The organism is Chromobacterium sphagni (assembly GCF_001855555.1).
Lineage (GTDB): Bacteria > Pseudomonadota > Gammaproteobacteria > Burkholderiales > Chromobacteriaceae > Chromobacterium > Chromobacterium sphagni.
Genome location: NZ_MKCT01000002.1, coordinates 19,084 through 35,849, shown reverse-complemented (window position 1 = coordinate 35,849; position 16,766 = coordinate 19,084). Strand labels below are relative to the sequence as shown.

Below are 16,766 nucleotides of genomic sequence, written 5' to 3'. Positions count from 1 at the left end.
AAACAGGCTCCTTCGGGAGCCTGTTTGCGTTGCCGCCGGCGCCGTCAGATTATGCGTGTTCCAGTCCGTTGGTGACCATGTTCTTGATCTGCAAGGCCAGAATGGAGCCCGGCGTCGGCTTGCCGATGTAGTAGACGCCGCGCATCTGCAGCGCCTTGGACAGTTCGCTTTCATGCTCCAGCGCGTAGCCGGTCAGCACCACGATGGGCACGTTGGGCGTTTGGCGGCGGATGGTTTCTATCACGTCCATGCAGTTGATCGGTTCGCCCAGCACCCAGTCCAGCACGAAGGCGTCGAAGTTCTCCTGCGGCAGCGCCTCAAGCAGGTCCTGCGGATGGTGGTAGGGCAGCGCGAACAGGCCTTGCTGCACCAGGATCGCCGACAGCAGGTCGGCGTCCTGGTCGTCCAGCACCGCCACCAGCAGGCGCTTGGTGTTGGCGCGCTTGGGCGGGCGGATGGTCAGGTAGGTCACTTCGTAGCCATCCTCGCAATCGAACTGGGTGCCGGGGAAAACGTGCCAGCAATCGTGCAGGCGCTTGGCCAGCAGCAGCGGCGAGCAGGAGTCGTCGGCCAGCGGCTCGCCCAGCTGGATCCAGCAATGGGCTTCGCCGCTGTGGTTGTTCAGGTGCAAGATGGCCGGGATCAGCTCATTGTCGACCGGGCTCTGGCCATCCTGCTGCGAATGATCGACCAGCAGGTTGGAGGTGGGGACGTTGAAGTATTGCGCCAGCCTTTCCACCTGGGACAGTTGCCATGGGCTGCTGCCATTGAGCTTGCGGTAAGCCTGGGAGGTGCTCAGACCGAGAATTTGTTCCACCAGGCCGGCTTGCTGCGCCTCGGGCCAGCGGAATTGCTCCAGCTGGTTGCGGATGTTGTCGCAGATGATCTGGTTGGCGGTTTTCGGGTTTGCCATAAGCTTTATGCCGTCACATGATATTCATATATGGGATGCTAGCACTCATGCGTCCGACATGGTTGGGTAAAATGTCAGATTTTGCAGATTTTCTTAATTTGCGAAACATGCATTTGCATTTTCACAACATGCGAAAAAGTACATGCATATATTTTGCACCCAGTGAAAATACTTGACGCGTATTGTCGGTACGGCAGGCGGTGGACGGGGATGTGTTGCCGGTTGGCACACTGGAGTATGGCGCCAGACCGAACGGCCTGGCGCGCGGCATGCGACTGCGTCAGCCTAGGGTGCCAGTCAGGCTGACCTGGCGGTTTTCCGGCACCTCGTTGTAGGACAGCACGTGCAGGCCGGGGGCGAACAGCCGGCCGTAGCGCGCCAACAGCGGGCGGATCTGCGGCATCACCAGCAGCACCGGCGCCTGGCCCTGCTGCTTCATCTGGTCGCGGATCACTGGCATATTGGCCTGTAGCTGCTGCAGCACATTGGGATCGATCGGAAAGCTGTCCAGCTGCGGCTTGCCGGTTTGCTGCGCCTGGCTCAGCGCGGAGAGCAGCAGGTTTTCCAGATCGGCCGACAGGTTGAAGGCGCGGATCTCATCGCGCGGGCCGGCGATGCCCTGAATGATCTGGCGCTTGAGCGCGCAGCGCACTTCGGCGGCCAGCATGATCGGGTCCTTGGTGGTTTCGCTGGCTTCCAACAGCGCGCTGGCTACCGGCACGATGTCCTTCAGCGAGACATGATCCAGCAGCAACTGGCGGTACACCTTCAATTGCTGCACCGGCGGCAGCGCCGCGGCCAGCGCCGCGCCCAGCTTGGGCGACAGCGCGGTCAGCCGTTCGCCCAGCGCCACCACGTCGTCGTGGCGGAACAACTCGGACAGATGCTCGCGCATCACCTTGTTCAGATGGGTGGCCATCACGCTGGCGCAGTCCACCACCTGGTAGCCCAGGCCCAGCGCCTTGCTCTTGTCCGCCTGAACTACCCATGTCACCGGCATGTTGAAGGCCGGGTCTATGCCGGGGATGCCGTCAATCTCGCCGTAGACTTCCGGGGAGGGAATGGCCATCAGCCGGTCGGAATAGACTTCGGCCTCGGCCACCGTGTTGCCGGACAGCTGTATCGCGTATTGCGATGGCTTCAGCCGCAGGTCGTCGCGCAGGTTCACAGTCGGCAGCAACAGGCCCATCTGCTCGGACAGGCTCTGGCGCACGCCCTTGACGCGCTTGACCAGCGGCGCGCCTTGGTTCTGGTCCAGCAGCGCCACCAGCCGGTAGCCCAGGGAAATGCCCAGGGTGTCGGCATAGGGCAGGGTGCTCCATTCCAGCTCGATTTCCGCTTCGCCCTGGATGGCGGACTTGACTGCTGCCTGGTTCAGGGTATTTGCCGCCACCGGACGGCGGGCGTGCATGCGCCAGGCCACGTAGGCCAGCAGCGCCGCGAAGCCCAGGAAGGTGGGCCAGGGCATGCCGGGGATGATGGCCAGCACCAGCATCATGCCGGCCGCGCTCATCAGCACCGTCGGCGAGGCCAGCATCTGGCTGCCCACCTGCTGCTGCATGTCGCCGTCGTCGCTGATGCGGGTGACGATGATGGCGGCGGCGGAGGAGAGCAGCAGCGCTGGAATCTGCGCCACCAGGCCATCGCCTATGGTCATCAGCGCGTACTGGCGGAAGGCGTCGCCGGCCGACAGGCCGTGCATCAGCGCGCCGATGGCCACGCCGCCGAACAGGTTGATGATCAGGATCAGGATGCCGGCGATGGCGTCGCCGCGGACGAACTTGGACGCGCCGTCCATCGCGCCGTAGAAGTCGGCCTCGGTGGCGATGTCGCGGCGGCGCTGCTGCGCCTGCTCCTGGTTGATCAGGCCGGCGTTGAGGTCGGCGTCTATCGCCATCTGCTTGCCCGGTAGCGCGTCCAGCGTGAAGCGGGCCGACACTTCGGAAATGCGCTCGGCGCCCTTGGTCACCACCATGAAGTTGATGATCATCAGGATGACGAACACCACCATGCCGACCACGAAGTTGCCGCCTATCACCACATTGCCGAAGGCCTCGATCACCCGCCCGGCGGCATGGGTGCCCTCATGGCCGTGCAGCAACACCACCCGGGTGGACGCGACGTTCAGCGACAGCCGCATCAGCGTGGTGGCGAGGATGATGGTTGGGAACACCGAAAAGTCCAGCGGCCGCCGCGCCGACACGCTGACCAGGATCACGATGATGGCCAGCACGATGTTGAAGGTGAACAGCATGTCCAGCGCCAGCGGCGGTAGGGGCAGCATCACCATCGCCAGGATGGCCAGGAGGAACAGCGGGGCGGCAAGCTTGTGGCGGCCGATGTCGGCCAGGAGTCGGGTCAGCGAGTTCATGATGCGGGCTTGGGATCGGACAGTTCCTGCGGCACCGCCAGCTCCGGCAATATCGGCCGGTTGCGGCGGCTACCCGTCTGGAAAGCCTTGAGTTGCAAGACATAGGTCAGCACCTGCGCCACCGCGCGGTACAGCGGCGCGGGGATCTGCTGGTTGACCTGTGTGGTGTGGTAAACCGCGCGCGCCAGCGGCGGCAGCGGCAGCACGGCGATTTCCATTTCTTCCGCCAGCTGGCGGATGTAGAGCGCCATTTCATCCACGCCCTTGGCGATGATGAACGGCGCCTCGGCGCGGTCTTCGTCGTATTTCAGCGCCACCGCGTAGTGGCTGGGGTTGACGATGATGACGTCGGCGCCGGGCAGCGCCTTGCGCACGCCGCGCTGCGCCAGTTGCTGCTGCAGCTGGCGGATGCGCTGGCGCACCTCGGGCCGGCCTTCGGTGTTCTTGTATTCCTCCTTGATTTCCTGCTTGCTCATCTTCTGCTGCTTCATGAACAGGTAGACCTGCAGCGGCAGGTCGGCCAGCGCGAACAGCAGGAACACCGCGGCAAGCTGCAGCAGGCAGGACAGCAGCAGGTCGGCCGCGCCGGAGAGCGTGGGCAGCAGCGGCATGCCGTGCAGGGCGAAGAAGTCCTGCAGCGCGGCGGAGGCGATACGGTACAGCAACCAGCCCAAGAGCAGCGCCTTGGCGATGGATTTGGCGATTTCGCTGGCGTGTTTGGGTGAGGCCAGCCGCGACAGGTGGGCCAGCGGATTCATCCGCTCGAACTTGGGGCTGAGCTGGTTCAGCACGAATACCCAGCCGCCGGGGAAGAAGCTGATCAACAGCATCGTGGTGGGTATCAGCGCCAGCGGCGCCAGCATTTTCAGCAATAACAGCAAGGTGCCGCCAAACAGCTTGGACCAGCCGTTCTCCAGCGCGCCCTGGCCGGCGAGCGGAGCGAAAGCCAGCGCGAACAACTCGCGAAAATCGTTCAGCCAATCCGGCGCCAGCCAGAACATCAGCTTCAGAGCCAGGATCAGGCCCAGCGCGGCGGCCAGGTCCTTGGAGCGCGGCACCTGGCCCTGCTCGCGCGCCTTGCGCAGCCGCTGCGGGGTGGCTTTTTCGGTTTTGTCGCCGCGCTGCGCCTCAGCCATGGCCCATCTCCAGCAGGCGGTCCAGCAGGCGCAGCGTCTGCTCGCTCAGGCTCAGGTATTGCGGCGGCAGCACCTGCATCAGCAGGGTCAGCGTGGAGAGGCCGAACAGCGTCACCACTGGAAAGCCCAGTGAAAACAGGTTCAGCGCCGGCGCCACCCGGTTGATCATGCCGAAGCCGGCCTGCACCAGGAAGGTGGCGAATACCACCGGCAACGCCAGCGCCACCGCGGCGGCCATCACCCAGCTGACGCTGCCCGCCAGCACTGGCAGCGCCGCCTGCGGAATGCCGCCGCCCAGCGGCCAGGCGCGGAAGCTGGCGTACACCACCTGCACCAGCACCAGATGGCCGTCCATGGCGAAGAACAGCATCGCCGCCAGCAGGTAGAGCAGGTTGGACACCACGTCCGAGCTGTTGCCGTTGCCGGGATCGTTCATCACCGCCATCGACAGGCCCATCTGCGACGACAGCATGAAGCCCAGTAGCGACAGGATGGACAGGGTCAGTTGGAAGGCGAAGCCGAACAGCAGGCCTATCACCGCCTGCTCCAGGCTGGCGGCGACGCCGTGCAGCGAGAAGGGGTCGATGGGCGAGTGGGCGGGCATGCCGGGGATGCAGGCCACTGCCAGCAGCAGCGCCAGGCCGATGCGGGCGCGCATCGGCACCATGGCGTCGCCGATGAAGGGCGCGACGCTGAAGGCGGCGATCAGCCGGCAGAACGGCCACCAGATGGCCGGCAGCAGCTCTAGCAGCTGGGCGAACAGGCCCTGGCTCATCGCCTAGCCCACCTGGCTGGCGGCGCGCTGGAACATGGCGACGCAGAAGTCCATCAGGTAGCCGGTGATCCAGTGGCCGGCCAGCGCGATGGTGAGCAGCACGATCAGCAGACGGGGCAGGAAGGACAGCGTTTGCTCGTTGATCTGGGTGGCGGCCTGGATCAGGCTGACCACCACGCCGACGATCAGGCTGGGCAGCACCAGCAGCACCACCAGCGTCACCACCACGCGCAGGCTGTCGTTGACGATGTCGACGGCGATGTCCGGGGTCAGCATGGCTTTGGGCTTTCGCTACGCATTGTCAGTAGGCCTGTATCGAGGTCACCAGCGTGTTGACGGTCAGCGACCAGCCATCCACCAGCACGAACAGCAAGAGCTTCAAGGGCAGCGAGATCACCAGCGGCGACAGCATCATCATGCCCATCGCCATCAGCACGCTGGACACCACCAGGTCTATCACCAGGAAGGGGATGAACAGCATGCAGCCGATCTGGAACGCGGTTTTCAGTTCGGACAGCACGAAAGCCGCCAGCTTGACGGTGAAGGCGTGGTCTTCCGGACGGGCGACGTCGCCCTCGCCCGACAGCTTGGCCACCTGGGCCAGCGCGGTCTTGCTGGTTTGCGCCAACATGAAGCGGCTGACCGGCTTGGCGGCGATCTCCAGCGCCTGCGGCATGGTGATCTTGTCCGCGTCGAACGGCACCATCGCCTCGTTCCACACCTGCAGGCCCACCGGGCGCATCACCAGCAGCGTCAGGATCAGCGCCACGCCGGTGATCAGGCGGTTGGGCAGGCCCTGCTGCAGGCCCAGCGCCTGGCGCAGCAAGGACAGCACGATGACGAAGCGGGTGAAGCTGGTCATCATCAGCGCCAGCACCGGCAGCAGGCCCAGCGCCGTCATCAGGATCAGGATCTGGGTCTTGACGGTGAAGTCCACCGCCGCGCCGCCGGAGGTGGCGGTCAGCAGTTTCAGCGAGTCGGCCCAGGCGGCGGGGCTGGCCAGCGCCAGGCCTAGCAGCAGGGGCAGGTAAGGCCGGTACCGTTTCATCAGGCCAGGTTGTCCAGTTCCAGGTCGTTCAGCTCCACCACCCTCAGGCCGTAGTTGTCGCCCGACACCACCACCTCGGCGCGGCCGATCACGGTGCCGTTCACCTTGATGTCCAGCGGCTCGCCGGCGATCTTGTCCAGCTCTATCACCGAGCCCGCGCCGATCTGGCACAGGTCGGCCAGGCTGACGTCTGCGCTGCCGACTTCCAGCGTCAGCTTCACCGGGATCTTGCGCAGAAAGGGCGTCATGTCGCGCGGCGCGCGGGCGGCTTCGGCCGGGGCGGCCTCCGGCTCCAGGCTGTCCAGGATGCCGTCCAGGTCGAAATCTTGTTTCAGGTCCATGCGTAGTGTTTCCAGTGCGATGGGAGTCATTCGGTATCGGCAAAGCCGCTCAGGCACAGCTTGCCCTGGCGTTCCACCACTTGGGCGCTGAACAGCGCCGCGCCCTGCACGCAGACTTCCGCCCGCGGCGGCAGCGTCACCGGCAGCACGGCACCGGGCTTCAGGTCGAGGATGGCGCCCAGCGGCAGCTCCTGCTGCAGCAGACGGGCATCCAGCCGCATCGTCAGCTTGTCGCGGAAGCCGCCGCGGTCGTGGCCGGTGCCCAGCCGCGGGCGTTGTCCGGACAGATGCTGCAACAGCGCCTCGAAAGCGGAAGCGCCCAGGCGCAGGCGCAGCGTGCCGCGCAACGCGTCGCCGTCGGCGAGATCGATCTCCAGCTGCCAGGCGGCTTGTCCTGCAAAGGGCAGGGGGCGCGGCTTGTCGCCGGAGGAGGCCGGGGTCTGGTCCAGTTGCCGGATGGCGGCGGCCAACCGCGGCAGCAGCCGCTCGGCCAGGTTGCGGGCCAGGCGGCGTTCGGTTTCGGTTTCAGCCGGCAGTTCTTCGCTGATGGGCGCGCCGCTGGCGCCGAAGCGGTAATCGAGGATGCCTAACAGCAGGCTGCGGTCGACGTGGCTGCCCAGCTGCCAGTCGCCCAGCGCGTGCCATTGCCAACGCCGCTCGTCGCCGGCCGGCAGCGCCTGGCGCAGATCGGCGATGCGGAACGCGGCGTGGTAGCGGCGGTTCAGTTCCCGCTCCAGGAAGTCGCCCAGCTCTTGCTGCAGCGCGCGCTCGAATAGCGGCAACAGATGTATCGGGCGTCCCAGGGTTCGCAGATCCAAGGCCTGCAGGCGGACGCCGTCCTGCGGCGCAACGATTTTGGCTTTGGGCATGGCGGTATTCGTTCGTGGTCGGGGACAGTCGGACAGTCCCCGGCAATTGCTGGGAGTGTGCATCTTACTGGCTGTCCGCCGGTGGTAAAGGGGGAAAATTCACGGTTGCGATTGTGAAAAATACCGACTGAGTAATAAAGCGTTGAGTTTAAAATCCGCCAGCTTGCATGTAAGCATTGCTGGCGGATGCCTGCAGCAGGCGCGCCGCGTTTTGATACCTGTTGATTAAGGATGAGTGATGGCCGCCAATCTGGGCTTGATGATCCATGCCGACCGCAACCAGTTGCTGGGAGAGATGGCTACCCTGGGGCAGGGAGCCATGGCGGCTCCGCGCCCCGCGCACGACGATGCGCCGCCTGCGCAAAGCTTCAGCCAGGCCCTGGTGTCGGCGGTGCGCGACGTGGACCAGCAGAACCGCCTGGCCTCGGACAAGATGACCGAGGTGGACAGCGGCCAGAGCGATGACTTGGTGGGAGCGATGCTGATGAGCCAGGAGGCCAGCCTGTCCTTTTCGATGCTGATGCAGGTGCGCAACAAGGTGGTCGGCGCCGTCGACGACTTGATCAAGATGCAGCTGTAAGTCGGGAGACGACGTGGTCAAGCAATTGCGTAGCGGCTTTGCCGCCGTACAAGAAAAAATGGCCGGCCGCCGCCTGCTGCCGGCCAACGCCTGGCGCTATCTGCTGCCGATGGTGATCCTGGCCATCGCGCTCAGCGTGCTGCTGACGCTGTGGCTGTGGCGCGACGACGCCAGTTACAAACCGGTGTTCGGCGCGCAGGAGAAGGTGAGCGGCGCCGACATGATGGCGGTGCTGGACGCCGAAAAGATTCCCTACCGCATTCATCCGCAAACCGGCCAGGTGCTGGTGCCGGACAGCGAACTGGGCCGGGTGCGCATGCAACTGGCGGCCAAGGGCGTGGTGGCGCAGCTGCCGGCCGGCCTGGAGCTGTTGGACAAGAACGATCCGCTGGGCGTCAGCCAGTTTGTGCAGGACGTGCGTTTCCGCCGCGGCCTGGAGGGCGAGCTGGTGCAGAGCATCCTGGCGCTGGATCCGGTGCGCGCCGCCCGCGTGCATCTGTCGCTGCCGCGCAGCACTTCCTTCATCACCGCCGGCACCGACAAGGGCTCGGCCTCGGTGGTGGTCACCCTCAAGCCCGGCCAGCAGCTGTCCGGCGAGCAGATCGCCGCGGTGGTCAAGCTGGTGGCCGGCAGCGTCTCCACGCTGGACCCGTCGCAGGTGACGCTGGTGGACCAGAGCGGCAATCTGTTGTCCGCCCATGTCGATCTGTCCGACGGCGGCATGTTGGGCTCTGACAACGAGGCGGCGCGCCGCTTCCGCGAACAGGCGCTGCAGAACGTGCGCGATCTTCTAGCCCCGGCGCTGGGCGCGGGCAACTTCAAGGTGAGCGTCACCGCCGACGTCGACAACGACCGCGTCGAGGAAACCCGCGAGAAATACGGCGAGGCGCCCAAGGTCACCAACGAGGCCTCGCGCGAGGAAACCAGCACCGAGCGCATGGCGCTGGGCGTGCCCGGCTCGCTGAGCAACCGTCCGGTCAGCACCGACTCCTCCGGCCCGGCCAATGAGAAGTCCGGCAACAGCAAAAACGCCGTCACCCGCCAGTACGCCTACGACCGCAACATCATGAACATCAAGAAGGCGCGCGGCACGCTGCGCCGCCTAAGCGTGGCGGTGGTGCTGAACCAGGCTGCCGCGCCCGGCAAGAAGGGCTGGCAGCCGGCCGAGCTGGCCAATATCGACAAGCTGCTGCGCAATGGCCTGGGCATCAGCGCGGAACGCGGCGATGTGCTGGCTGTGTCCACGCTGAGCTTCGCAGCCCCGGTGGCGGAAGAGGCGATCTGGGAGCAGCCGGAAACCTGGTTCGAGGGCGCGCGCTGGGCGGCCTACGCCGTCGCGCTGCTGCTGGCCTATCTGCTGCTGGCCCGTCCGCTGCTGAAGCTGGCGCGGCAGTTGGCTGAACACAAGCTGCGCGACTACACCCCCGACGCGCTGGCGCTGACGCCTGAGGACCCGCTGCTGGACAGCCGTCCGCTGCGCGAAGTGTCCGGCCAGCGCCAGGCCGCGCTGGCGGCCGCCGCCGCGCCGGGCAACAACCCGGTGGTGCCGTTGTTGGAAAATTACGATCTGCCGCCCGCCGGTTCGCCGGTGGACGTGCTGGTGGACCACCTGAAGGTGCTGGCGGCCAAGGAGCCGGAGCGGGTGGCCGAAGTGGTCAAACAATGGGTGCAGAACAATGGACGCAAGCAATAACTTTGCGCCGGACGCGGCGCCTTACCTCCCGCCGGCGGCCAGTGGCCAGATGAGCGCCATCGAACAGGCGGCGGTGCTGCTGCTGTGCATGGGCGAGGAGCCGGCGGCGGCGGTGCTGCGCTGCCTCAGCCGCGAGGAGCTGCTGCAGGTGACCCAGGCGATGAGCGGCATGAGCGGCATCAAGGTGGATGCGGTGAAGACCACCATGCAGAAGTTCTTCGACGAATACCGCGAGCAGAGCGGCGTGCACGGCGCCAGCCGCAGCTTCCTCAAGCGCTCGCTGGAGTTGGCGCTGGGCAACGACATCGCCGGCAGCGTGCTGGACACCATCTACGGCGACGCCATCCGTCCCAAGATGGCGCGGCTGCAATGGGTGTCGCCGCAGTGGCTGGCCGAGCGCATCGCCGCCGAGCACGTGCGGATGCAAGCGGTGTTCCTGGCCTTCCTGCCGCCGGCCTTGGCCGGCCAGGTGGTGGACGCCCTGCCGGCCGCCAGCCGCGACAGCGTGCTGGTCAATGTGGCCCGCCTCACCGATGTTGACCGCGAACTGCTGCAGGAGCTGGAAGAGCTGGTCAACCGCTGCCTGGAAAGCCTGCACACCCAGAGCACCGCGGTGGAAGGCATGCAGCAGACCGCCGACATCATCAACCGCCTGCCGGGCGACCGCAGCCAGATGATGGAGCTGCTGCGCGCGCACGATCCGGACATCGTCGACGAAATCGAGGTGCGGATGTACGACTTCTTCATCCTGTCGCGCCAGACCGAGGAAGTGCTCACCCGCATCTGCGAGGACGTTGCGCTGGAGCAGTGGGCCATTGCGCTCAAGGGCGCCGAGCCGGCGGTGCGCGACGCCATCATCCAGACCATGCCGCGCCGCCAGGCGCAGAATTTCGAAGCGACGATGCGCCGCTCCGGCCCGGTGCCGAAAAGTCGGGTGGAGGAGGCGCGGCGCGAGATCATGGCCCAGGTGCGCCAGTTGGCCGACGGCGGCGAGATCGATCTGCAGCTGTTCCCGAGGAAGTGGTCGAGTGAAGCACTGGCGCCCCTTCCGTTTTCCGCCGTTGATAGACGGCGCGCCGCTGGAGCCGACGGCCGCCGCCGAGGTGCAGGCCTCCGCCGCCGACGGTTTCCGCCAGGGCATGGACGCCGGCTACCGCGAAGGTTTTGACAGCGGCGAAGCCGCCGGCCGCGACGCCGGTTATCAGGCCGGCCTGCAGCAGGGCCGGCAGGAGGGCGGCGCGGCGGCGCGCGACGAGGCGTTGGCGCGCTTCGCCAGCATCGCCGCGCCGCTGGACGCGGCCATCGGACAACTGCAACGGCTGTGCCGCGACTACCAGGCCGCGCAGCGCGACGAAGTGGTGGAACTGGTGGCCAAGGTGGCGCGCCAGGTGATCCGCTGCGAACTGGCATTGAAGCCGGTGCAGATCCTGGACCTGGTGGAGGAGACGCTGGCCGCGCTGCCGGCTTCCGCCCACAGCCAGGGCGAGGTGGAGGTGCTGCTCAACCCGGAAGAGTGCCAGCGCATCCGCGAATTGGCGCCGGAGCGGTCCGCCAAGTGGCGGCTGCTGGCCGATTCCGGCCTGGCGCCGGGCGAATGCCGGGTGCGCGGGGCCGAATTCGAAGCCGACGCCGGCTGCCAGCAGCGGCTGGAGCATTGCGTGGACAGCCTGCGCGAACAACTGCGGGCCGACCCGGCCGCGCAGGCGGAAGCCTAAGCGATGCTGCGCCGGGCGCTCAGCCAGCTGTCCGTGCCGGACGCCCCTGTCGCCACCATCAGCGGCAGGTTGGTGGGCGTGAGCGGCCTGTTGCTGGAGAGCGTCGGCTGTCCGCTGGAAACCGGCCAGCGTTGCCTGATCGAAACCGCCGCCGGCGGTTGGCTGCCGGCGCAGGTGGTGGGCTTCAAGCGCGAAGTCTCCTTCCTGATGCCGTTCAAGAAGCCGGTGGGCCTCGCCACCGGCGCCCGGGTGCTGCCGGCGCCGGAAAGCAGCGGCTTGACGATAGGCGACGGCTGGCTGGGCCGCATCGTCAACGGGCTGGGCGAGCCCTTGGACGACAAGGGCCGGCTGGGCGGCGACATGCCGCTGGCCGCCCATCCGCCGCAGATCAATCCCTTGCGGAAAAAGCCGGTGGACACGCCGCTGGACGTGGGCGTGCGCGCCATCAACGGCATGCTGACCATAGGCCGCGGCCAGCGCGTCGGCCTGTTCGCCGGCTCCGGTGTCGGCAAGAGCGTTTTGCTCGGCATGATCACCCGCCACACCGAAGCCGAGGTGGTGGTGGTGGGGCTGATTGGCGAGCGCGGCCGCGAGGTGCGCGAGTTCGTCGAACACTCGCTGGGCGCCGAAGGGCTGGCCAAGGCGGTGCTGGTGGTGGCGCCGGCCGATGAGTCGCCGCTGATGCGGCTGAAGGCCACCGAGCTGTGCCACACCATCGCCGCCCACTTCCGCGATCAGGGCCGCAACGTGCTGCTGCTGGTGGATTCGCTGACCCGCTACGCTATGGCGCAGCGCGAAATGGCGCTGGCGCTGGGCGAGCCGCCGGCCACCCGCGGCTATCCGCCGTCGGTGTTCGGCCTGCTGCCCGGCCTGGCGGAAAGCGCTGGCAACGGTGAGGGCGGCGAGGGCAGCATGAGCGCCATCTACACCGTGCTGGCCGAAGGCGACGACCAGCAGGACCCGGTGGCGGACACCGCCCGCGCCATCCTCGACGGCCACATAGTGCTCAGCCGCGAGCTGGCCGAGCGCGGCCATTATCCGGCGATAGACATTTCCCGTTCGGTCAGCCGCTGCATGAGCCAACTGATCGACCCCGAACACGCCGCCGCCGCCCGCGATCTGCGCGGCGCGTGGAGCCGCTACCAAGAGGTGCGCGGTCTGCTGCCGCTGGGCGCTTACGTGCCCGGCGCCGACCCGGCCACCGACCGCGCGCTGCGCCTGCAGCCGCGCATCGAGGCCATGCTGTGCCAGGGCGCGGCTGAGGCGGCCGGCTTTGACGAAACCCGCAGTCAACTGCAGGAGCTGTCGCGCGCGTGAACCAGCCCATCGTCCAATTGAACCTGCTGCTGCAACTGCGCGAGCGCGACCGCCAGCAGCTGGAAACCGAGCTGGCCGGCAAGCGCCGGCTGCAGGAGCGCTACCGCCGCAATATCGAGAGGCTGGAGCAATTGAGCGCCGCCAGCGGCGCCAGCGCCGCGTCGGGGCATCCGGCGCTGGCGCTGAACTGCGCCGGCTACAAGGGCCATCTGGCGGGTTTGCGCCAGTCGCAGCGGCAAGACCTGCAGCTGGCCGAGGCGGACGCCGCGGTCAGCCAGCGCCACTTGCTGGCCGCGCGCCAGCGTCAGGAGCAGGTGGCGCTGCTGCGCGACCAGACCCTGTCGGCGTGGCGTCGGGAACAGGCGCGCGCCGAGCAGAAGCGCACCGACGAGGCCGCTGGCCAGGCCTGGCTGCGGAGCGCCAGCGAGTGGTGAATATTCACGATGTTTCAGCGATGGCCGCGCGCGGTCGCCATTGAATGGTGAATACCGTTAGCCGACGAAAGGAATAGCGATGGCGATAGACTTCAACGCGATGCCGCCCAGTACCTGGGCGGACAATCTGGCCAAAACCAGCCTGGGCAATATGCAGACCCAGCTTGACAACCAGACCAAGGCGGCCAAGGCGCGCAGCGACGCGCTGAACCAGCTGCAAAAGGCGCTGCAGGATTACAAGACCAGCCTGAGCACGCTGACCGGCAAGAAGAGCCTGGTGGCGATGAACGCCACCGCCAGTCCGGACGGCGCGGCCACCGTCAGCGCCAAGGGCAATGCCCAGCCCGGCAACTACAGCCTGTTCGTCGAGCAACTGGCGAGCGCCCAGCAATTGGCGATGGGCGACCTGTCCGGCGCCACCGCGCAGGCCGGCGACAAGTTCACCGTCAAGCTGGCGGGCGGCGACACTTTCGACGTGTCGATGGCCGGTGCCGACCGCGACGGCGACGGCAAGCTGTCGCCCAGCGAGCTGGCGCTGGCGATCAACCGCTCCAGCGGCAACGCCGGCAAGGTCAACGCGATGGTGCTGAACAACAACGGCGTCAGCCAGTTGGTGCTGTCCTCCGGCAAGACCGGCCAGAGCGGCGCCATTTCGCTGGACCTGTCCCAGGTGAGCGACGCTGGCCTGAAGAACGGCCTGTCCTCGTCCAAGCAGCTGACCCAGGCGCAGGATGCCGTGGTGTGGCTGGGTGGCAAGACCAGCGGCGTGCGCATGCAGCAAGCCTCCAACACTTTCGACAATATCGACGGCGTCAGCTTCACCGTGAACAAGGCGATGAAGGACGGCGACGCGCCTCTGCAACTGGCGGTGAGCCGCAGCGACAACGACACCACTGCCAACGTGCAGTCCTTCGTCGATAGCTACAACAAGATCTACAAGGCCATCGGCGATTTGTCCCAGCCGGGCATCAACGGTGCCACCGCCGGTCCCTTCGCCGACGATTCCAGCATCCGCAGCCTGAAAAGCCAGCTCAACTCCATCCTGCGCCAGTCCTTCGACGGCATCACGCTGGGACAACTAGGCATCAGCGCCAGCCGCGACGGCAGCCTGGCGCTGGACAGCAAGAAGCTGGGCGACACGCTGAAGAACACCCCGGACGCATTGGACCGCTACTTCAACGGCACCAGCCAGAACGGCGCGCTCAAGCAAAGCGGCGACTATCTCGACAAGTGGCTGAACTACAGCAGCGGCCTGCTCAAGCAGCGCAAGGACAGCGCCGACCGCACTCAGCAGGATCTGAACCGCCGCCAGGACGCGCTGCAGCAGCAGTATCAGCAGACCTACCAGCGCTACCTGGCCCAATTCACCCAGTTGCAGAACATGCAGACCCAGATGAACCAGACGCTGGGCATGCTGGGTTTCAACTGAGCAAGAAAGCAGGATTGAGATCGTGGATTACGAAGCCTATCGCAGCTACCACGCGGTGAACCTGGAAGCCCAGACCCATTCCGCCAGCCAGGTGGATCTGGTGCTGGTGCTGTTCGACGGCCTGCTGGAGGAGATCGCCCGCGCGCGCGGCCACATGCAGCACCAGCGCTTCGAACAGAAGGGCGAGAGCATCAGCAAGTGCATCAACATCCTCAACGGCCTGTCCAGCGCGCTGGATTTCGACAACGGCGGCGAGGTGGTGGTGAATCTGGCGCGGCTGTACGACTACTGCGCGCACCGGCTGTACCAGGCCAGCGTGGAACTGGATGTGGCGGCGCTGGACGAGGCGGAGGCGCTGCTGGCGAAGCTCAGGGGCGGTTGGATAGGCGTGCGGGACCAGCATGTCCCGGCTTGAGGTCGACGCCTGGCTGCAGGCGATCGCCGCCGCCGCCGGGCAGGGCGACTGGCAGCGGCTGGCGCAGCTGGACCAGGCATTGCGCCAGCGGCTGGCCGAGCCGGGCCTTGCCTTGGACGACGGCCAGCGCCAGGCGCTGGCCGAAGCCTACCGCGCGGCGCTTGGCCGCAGCCAGGCTGAGCTGGACGGCTTGCGGCACAGACTTTCCTCGATGGGCCAACAGCGCGAAGGCCAGATGGCCTACGCGCAATTCAGTGAATGGGAACAAGCATGAGCAGAGTGGCCCCGCCGCAAACCAGCAACGCCCTGCCGGGGATGGCCGACGATGCCATCGGCCAGGCCTTGGATATCGACGATCCGAGCCAGCCGGCCAGAGTACCGGCGCAGGATTTCGCCAGCGCGCTGCAGGCTTTGCAGCCACCGGTGTCCGTTCCGCCGGCTTCCGAGGCCGCTCCGCCGCAACTGCATGCCGCGCAATTGATCGCGCCGCCGCCGTTGGCTGCACAGGATGATGGCATCAAACCCGACGAAGGGAAAAAGGACGAGGCCCGGTTGGCGCAAGCCGACCTGGCGGTCCTCAGCCCGGCCCTGCAGCCGCCGCTGATCTGGCAGTCGCTGCCCTTGACGCCGCGCCAGGCGCTGCCGGTGGAGGCGCTGCAGCCGCAGGCCGACCCGGCCCCGCGCGCCGCCGCGGCATCTTTGTCGCCGGCGGACGCCAAACCATTGGCCGCGCTGGCGGCGGATCTGCCGACGCCGCGCGCGGATGCGCAGCAGGCTGGCCTGCTGGCGGCCTTGCCCTTGCCGGCCATTCATCAGGCCGATGGCGGCAAGCCCGCAGAAGCCTTCAGCCTGCAATTGCCGGCGGCCCAGTCCGACAGCTGGAGCGGCAAACTGCAGGCGGCGCTGGGCGAACGGCTGCAACTGCTGTCCAGCCAGAACCAGGAGCGCGCCACCATCCGCCTGGACCCGCCGGCGCTGGGCACGCTGGAGATCGCCATCCGCCACCAGGCCGGCGCGTTGACGGTGGAACTGACGGCTTCGCACAGCGAGGTGGTGAAGCAGCTGCAGACCATAGGCGACAGCCTGCGCCAGGATCTGGGCGGCCGTCAGTACACCCAGGTGGCGGTGGAGGTGAAGGAAGGCATGCCGTCCGGCCACGGCCAGGGCGGCAAGCAGAACCGCGAGCAACAGCAGCAGAATCCGGGCCGCGCCTTGCGCGAACAGGGCTGGCAGACGGCGGAAGCCTTCCAGCTGGATCAGGGCTGAAGGCCGGACAAGGAAACGAATAGATGAATAGCAAGAGCCTGATCGCGGCAGTCGTGGTGGCGGTGCTGGTGGGCGGCGCGGGCGCAGGCGGCTGGTGGTATTACCAGCAGCCCGGCCATGCCGCGCCGGCCAAGCCCAAGCCGGTGGATTACCGTTTTGTCAGCCTGGACAAGATCATCGTGATGCTGAAAAGCGATGCCGGCGGCGATGCCAGCTATATGGCGGTGGATCTGGTGTTCCGCAGCGGCCCGGACGGCGAAGCCAAGGTCAAGGAGCAGCTGCCTTTGCTGAAAAGCGTGGCGGTGCGGGCCTTGTCGCAGCTGTCGCGCGAGCGCGCCAACGCGCTGGGCATAGACGACTACCAGCGCCTGCTGGACAAGTCCTACCGCGCTGCTTTTGCGCGCGAAGGCTGCGAGCAGCCGTTCAGCGAAGTGATGGTCAGCAAGCTGATCATCGAATAAGCC

Annotated in this window: 19 protein-coding genes; 11 read left to right on the top strand and 8 right to left on the bottom strand. The window is 66.7% G+C overall.

Annotation, left to right across the window (positions count from 1 at the left end):
* Window positions 1-49 precede the first annotated feature (49 nt).
* The 8 genes from BI344_RS06235 to BI344_RS06200 form a co-directional block, all read right to left on the bottom strand.
* Window positions 50-913, bottom strand: a complete 864-nt coding sequence (locus BI344_RS06235) for a helix-turn-helix domain-containing protein (RefSeq protein WP_071112126.1) — start codon at window positions 911-913, stop codon at window positions 50-52.
* A gap of 280 nt (window positions 914-1,193) precedes the next feature.
* Window positions 1,194-3,284: a flagellar biosynthesis protein FlhA gene (locus BI344_RS06230; RefSeq protein ID WP_071112125.1), complete on the bottom strand. Its 2,091-nt coding sequence runs from the start codon at window positions 3,282-3,284 to the stop codon at window positions 1,194-1,196.
* Window positions 3,281-4,420, bottom strand: a complete 1,140-nt coding sequence (gene flhB, locus BI344_RS06225; RefSeq protein ID WP_071112124.1) for a flagellar type III secretion system protein FlhB — start codon at window positions 4,418-4,420, stop codon at window positions 3,281-3,283. Before flhB ends, BI344_RS06230 begins: the two co-directional genes overlap by 4 nt.
* Window positions 4,413-5,195 carry a flagellar biosynthetic protein FliR gene (gene fliR, locus BI344_RS06220; RefSeq protein ID WP_071112123.1) on the bottom strand — a complete coding sequence of 261 codons (783 nt, stop codon included), beginning with the start codon at window positions 5,193-5,195 and terminating at the stop codon, window positions 4,413-4,415. Before fliR ends, flhB begins: the two co-directional genes overlap by 8 nt.
* A 3-nt stretch (window positions 5,196-5,198) precedes the next feature.
* Window positions 5,199-5,471: a flagellar biosynthesis protein FliQ gene (gene fliQ, locus BI344_RS06215; protein WP_011136551.1), complete on the bottom strand. Its 273-nt coding sequence runs from the start codon at window positions 5,469-5,471 to the stop codon at window positions 5,199-5,201.
* 25 nt (window positions 5,472-5,496) lie between these two features.
* Window positions 5,497-6,243 carry a flagellar type III secretion system pore protein FliP gene (gene fliP, locus BI344_RS06210; protein ID WP_071112122.1) on the bottom strand — a complete coding sequence of 249 codons (747 nt, stop codon included), beginning with the start codon at window positions 6,241-6,243 and terminating at the stop codon, window positions 5,497-5,499.
* Window positions 6,243-6,584 (bottom strand): flagellar motor switch protein FliN, encoded by a 342-nt coding sequence (gene fliN, locus BI344_RS06205; protein WP_071112121.1) that lies wholly within the window; start codon window positions 6,582-6,584, stop codon window positions 6,243-6,245. Before fliN ends, fliP begins: the two co-directional genes overlap by 1 nt.
* A 26-nt stretch (window positions 6,585-6,610) precedes the next feature.
* Window positions 6,611-7,453 (bottom strand): FliM/FliN family flagellar motor switch protein, encoded by an 843-nt coding sequence (locus tag BI344_RS06200; RefSeq protein WP_071112120.1) that lies wholly within the window; start codon window positions 7,451-7,453, stop codon window positions 6,611-6,613.
* A 238-nt stretch (window positions 7,454-7,691) separates the two neighbouring features.
* On the opposite strand from BI344_RS06200, the gene fliE reads away from it, so the two are divergent.
* The 11 genes from fliE (at window position 7,692) to BI344_RS06145 (ending at window position 16,763) form a co-directional block, all read left to right on the top strand.
* A complete protein-coding gene (gene fliE, locus BI344_RS06195) occupies window positions 7,692-8,033 on the top strand; it encodes a flagellar hook-basal body complex protein FliE (RefSeq protein ID WP_071112119.1) in 342 nt (113 codons plus the stop codon).
* Between the two features lie 13 nt (window positions 8,034-8,046).
* Complete coding sequence (gene fliF / locus BI344_RS06190) at window positions 8,047-9,726, top strand: flagellar basal-body MS-ring/collar protein FliF (protein WP_241499264.1); 1,680 nt, start codon at window positions 8,047-8,049, stop codon at window positions 9,724-9,726.
* Window positions 9,710-10,894, top strand: coding sequence for a flagellar motor switch protein FliG (locus BI344_RS06185; protein ID WP_241499263.1), 1,185 nt, complete (start codon window positions 9,710-9,712; stop codon window positions 10,892-10,894). Before fliF ends, BI344_RS06185 begins: the two co-directional genes overlap by 17 nt.
* Window positions 10,788-11,441, top strand: a complete 654-nt coding sequence (gene fliH, locus BI344_RS06180; protein ID WP_241499266.1) for a flagellar assembly protein FliH — start codon at window positions 10,788-10,790, stop codon at window positions 11,439-11,441. The genes BI344_RS06185 and fliH overlap by 107 nt, the downstream gene beginning before the upstream one ends.
* 3 nt (window positions 11,442-11,444) lie before the next feature.
* Complete coding sequence (fliI, locus tag BI344_RS06175; protein WP_071112116.1) at window positions 11,445-12,758, top strand: flagellar protein export ATPase FliI; 1,314 nt, start codon at window positions 11,445-11,447, stop codon at window positions 12,756-12,758.
* On the top strand, window positions 12,755-13,192 hold the full coding sequence (gene fliJ, locus BI344_RS06170) for a flagellar export protein FliJ (protein WP_071112115.1): 438 nt from the start codon (window positions 12,755-12,757) through the stop codon (window positions 13,190-13,192). The genes fliI and fliJ overlap by 4 nt, the downstream gene beginning before the upstream one ends.
* A 79-nt stretch (window positions 13,193-13,271) precedes the next feature.
* Window positions 13,272-14,621 (top strand): flagellar filament capping protein FliD, encoded by a 1,350-nt coding sequence (gene fliD / locus BI344_RS06165; protein WP_071112114.1) that lies wholly within the window; start codon window positions 13,272-13,274, stop codon window positions 14,619-14,621.
* Between the two features lie 22 nt (window positions 14,622-14,643).
* A complete protein-coding gene (gene fliS / locus BI344_RS06160) occupies window positions 14,644-15,036 on the top strand; it encodes a flagellar export chaperone FliS (RefSeq protein ID WP_071112113.1) in 393 nt (130 codons plus the stop codon).
* On the top strand, window positions 15,023-15,310 hold the full coding sequence (locus BI344_RS06155; protein WP_071112112.1) for a hypothetical protein: 288 nt from the start codon (window positions 15,023-15,025) through the stop codon (window positions 15,308-15,310). Before fliS ends, BI344_RS06155 begins: the two co-directional genes overlap by 14 nt.
* The gene (locus BI344_RS06150) at window positions 15,307-16,302 is read left to right on the top strand and encodes a flagellar hook-length control protein FliK (protein ID WP_083339014.1); all 996 of its coding nucleotides are present in this window, start codon (window positions 15,307-15,309) and stop codon (window positions 16,300-16,302) included. The genes BI344_RS06155 and BI344_RS06150 overlap by 4 nt, the downstream gene beginning before the upstream one ends.
* A gap of 23 nt (window positions 16,303-16,325) precedes the next feature.
* Window positions 16,326-16,763, top strand: a complete 438-nt coding sequence (locus BI344_RS06145; protein ID WP_071112110.1) for a flagellar basal body-associated FliL family protein — start codon at window positions 16,326-16,328, stop codon at window positions 16,761-16,763.
* The last annotated feature ends 3 nt before the right edge of the window (window positions 16,764-16,766 follow it).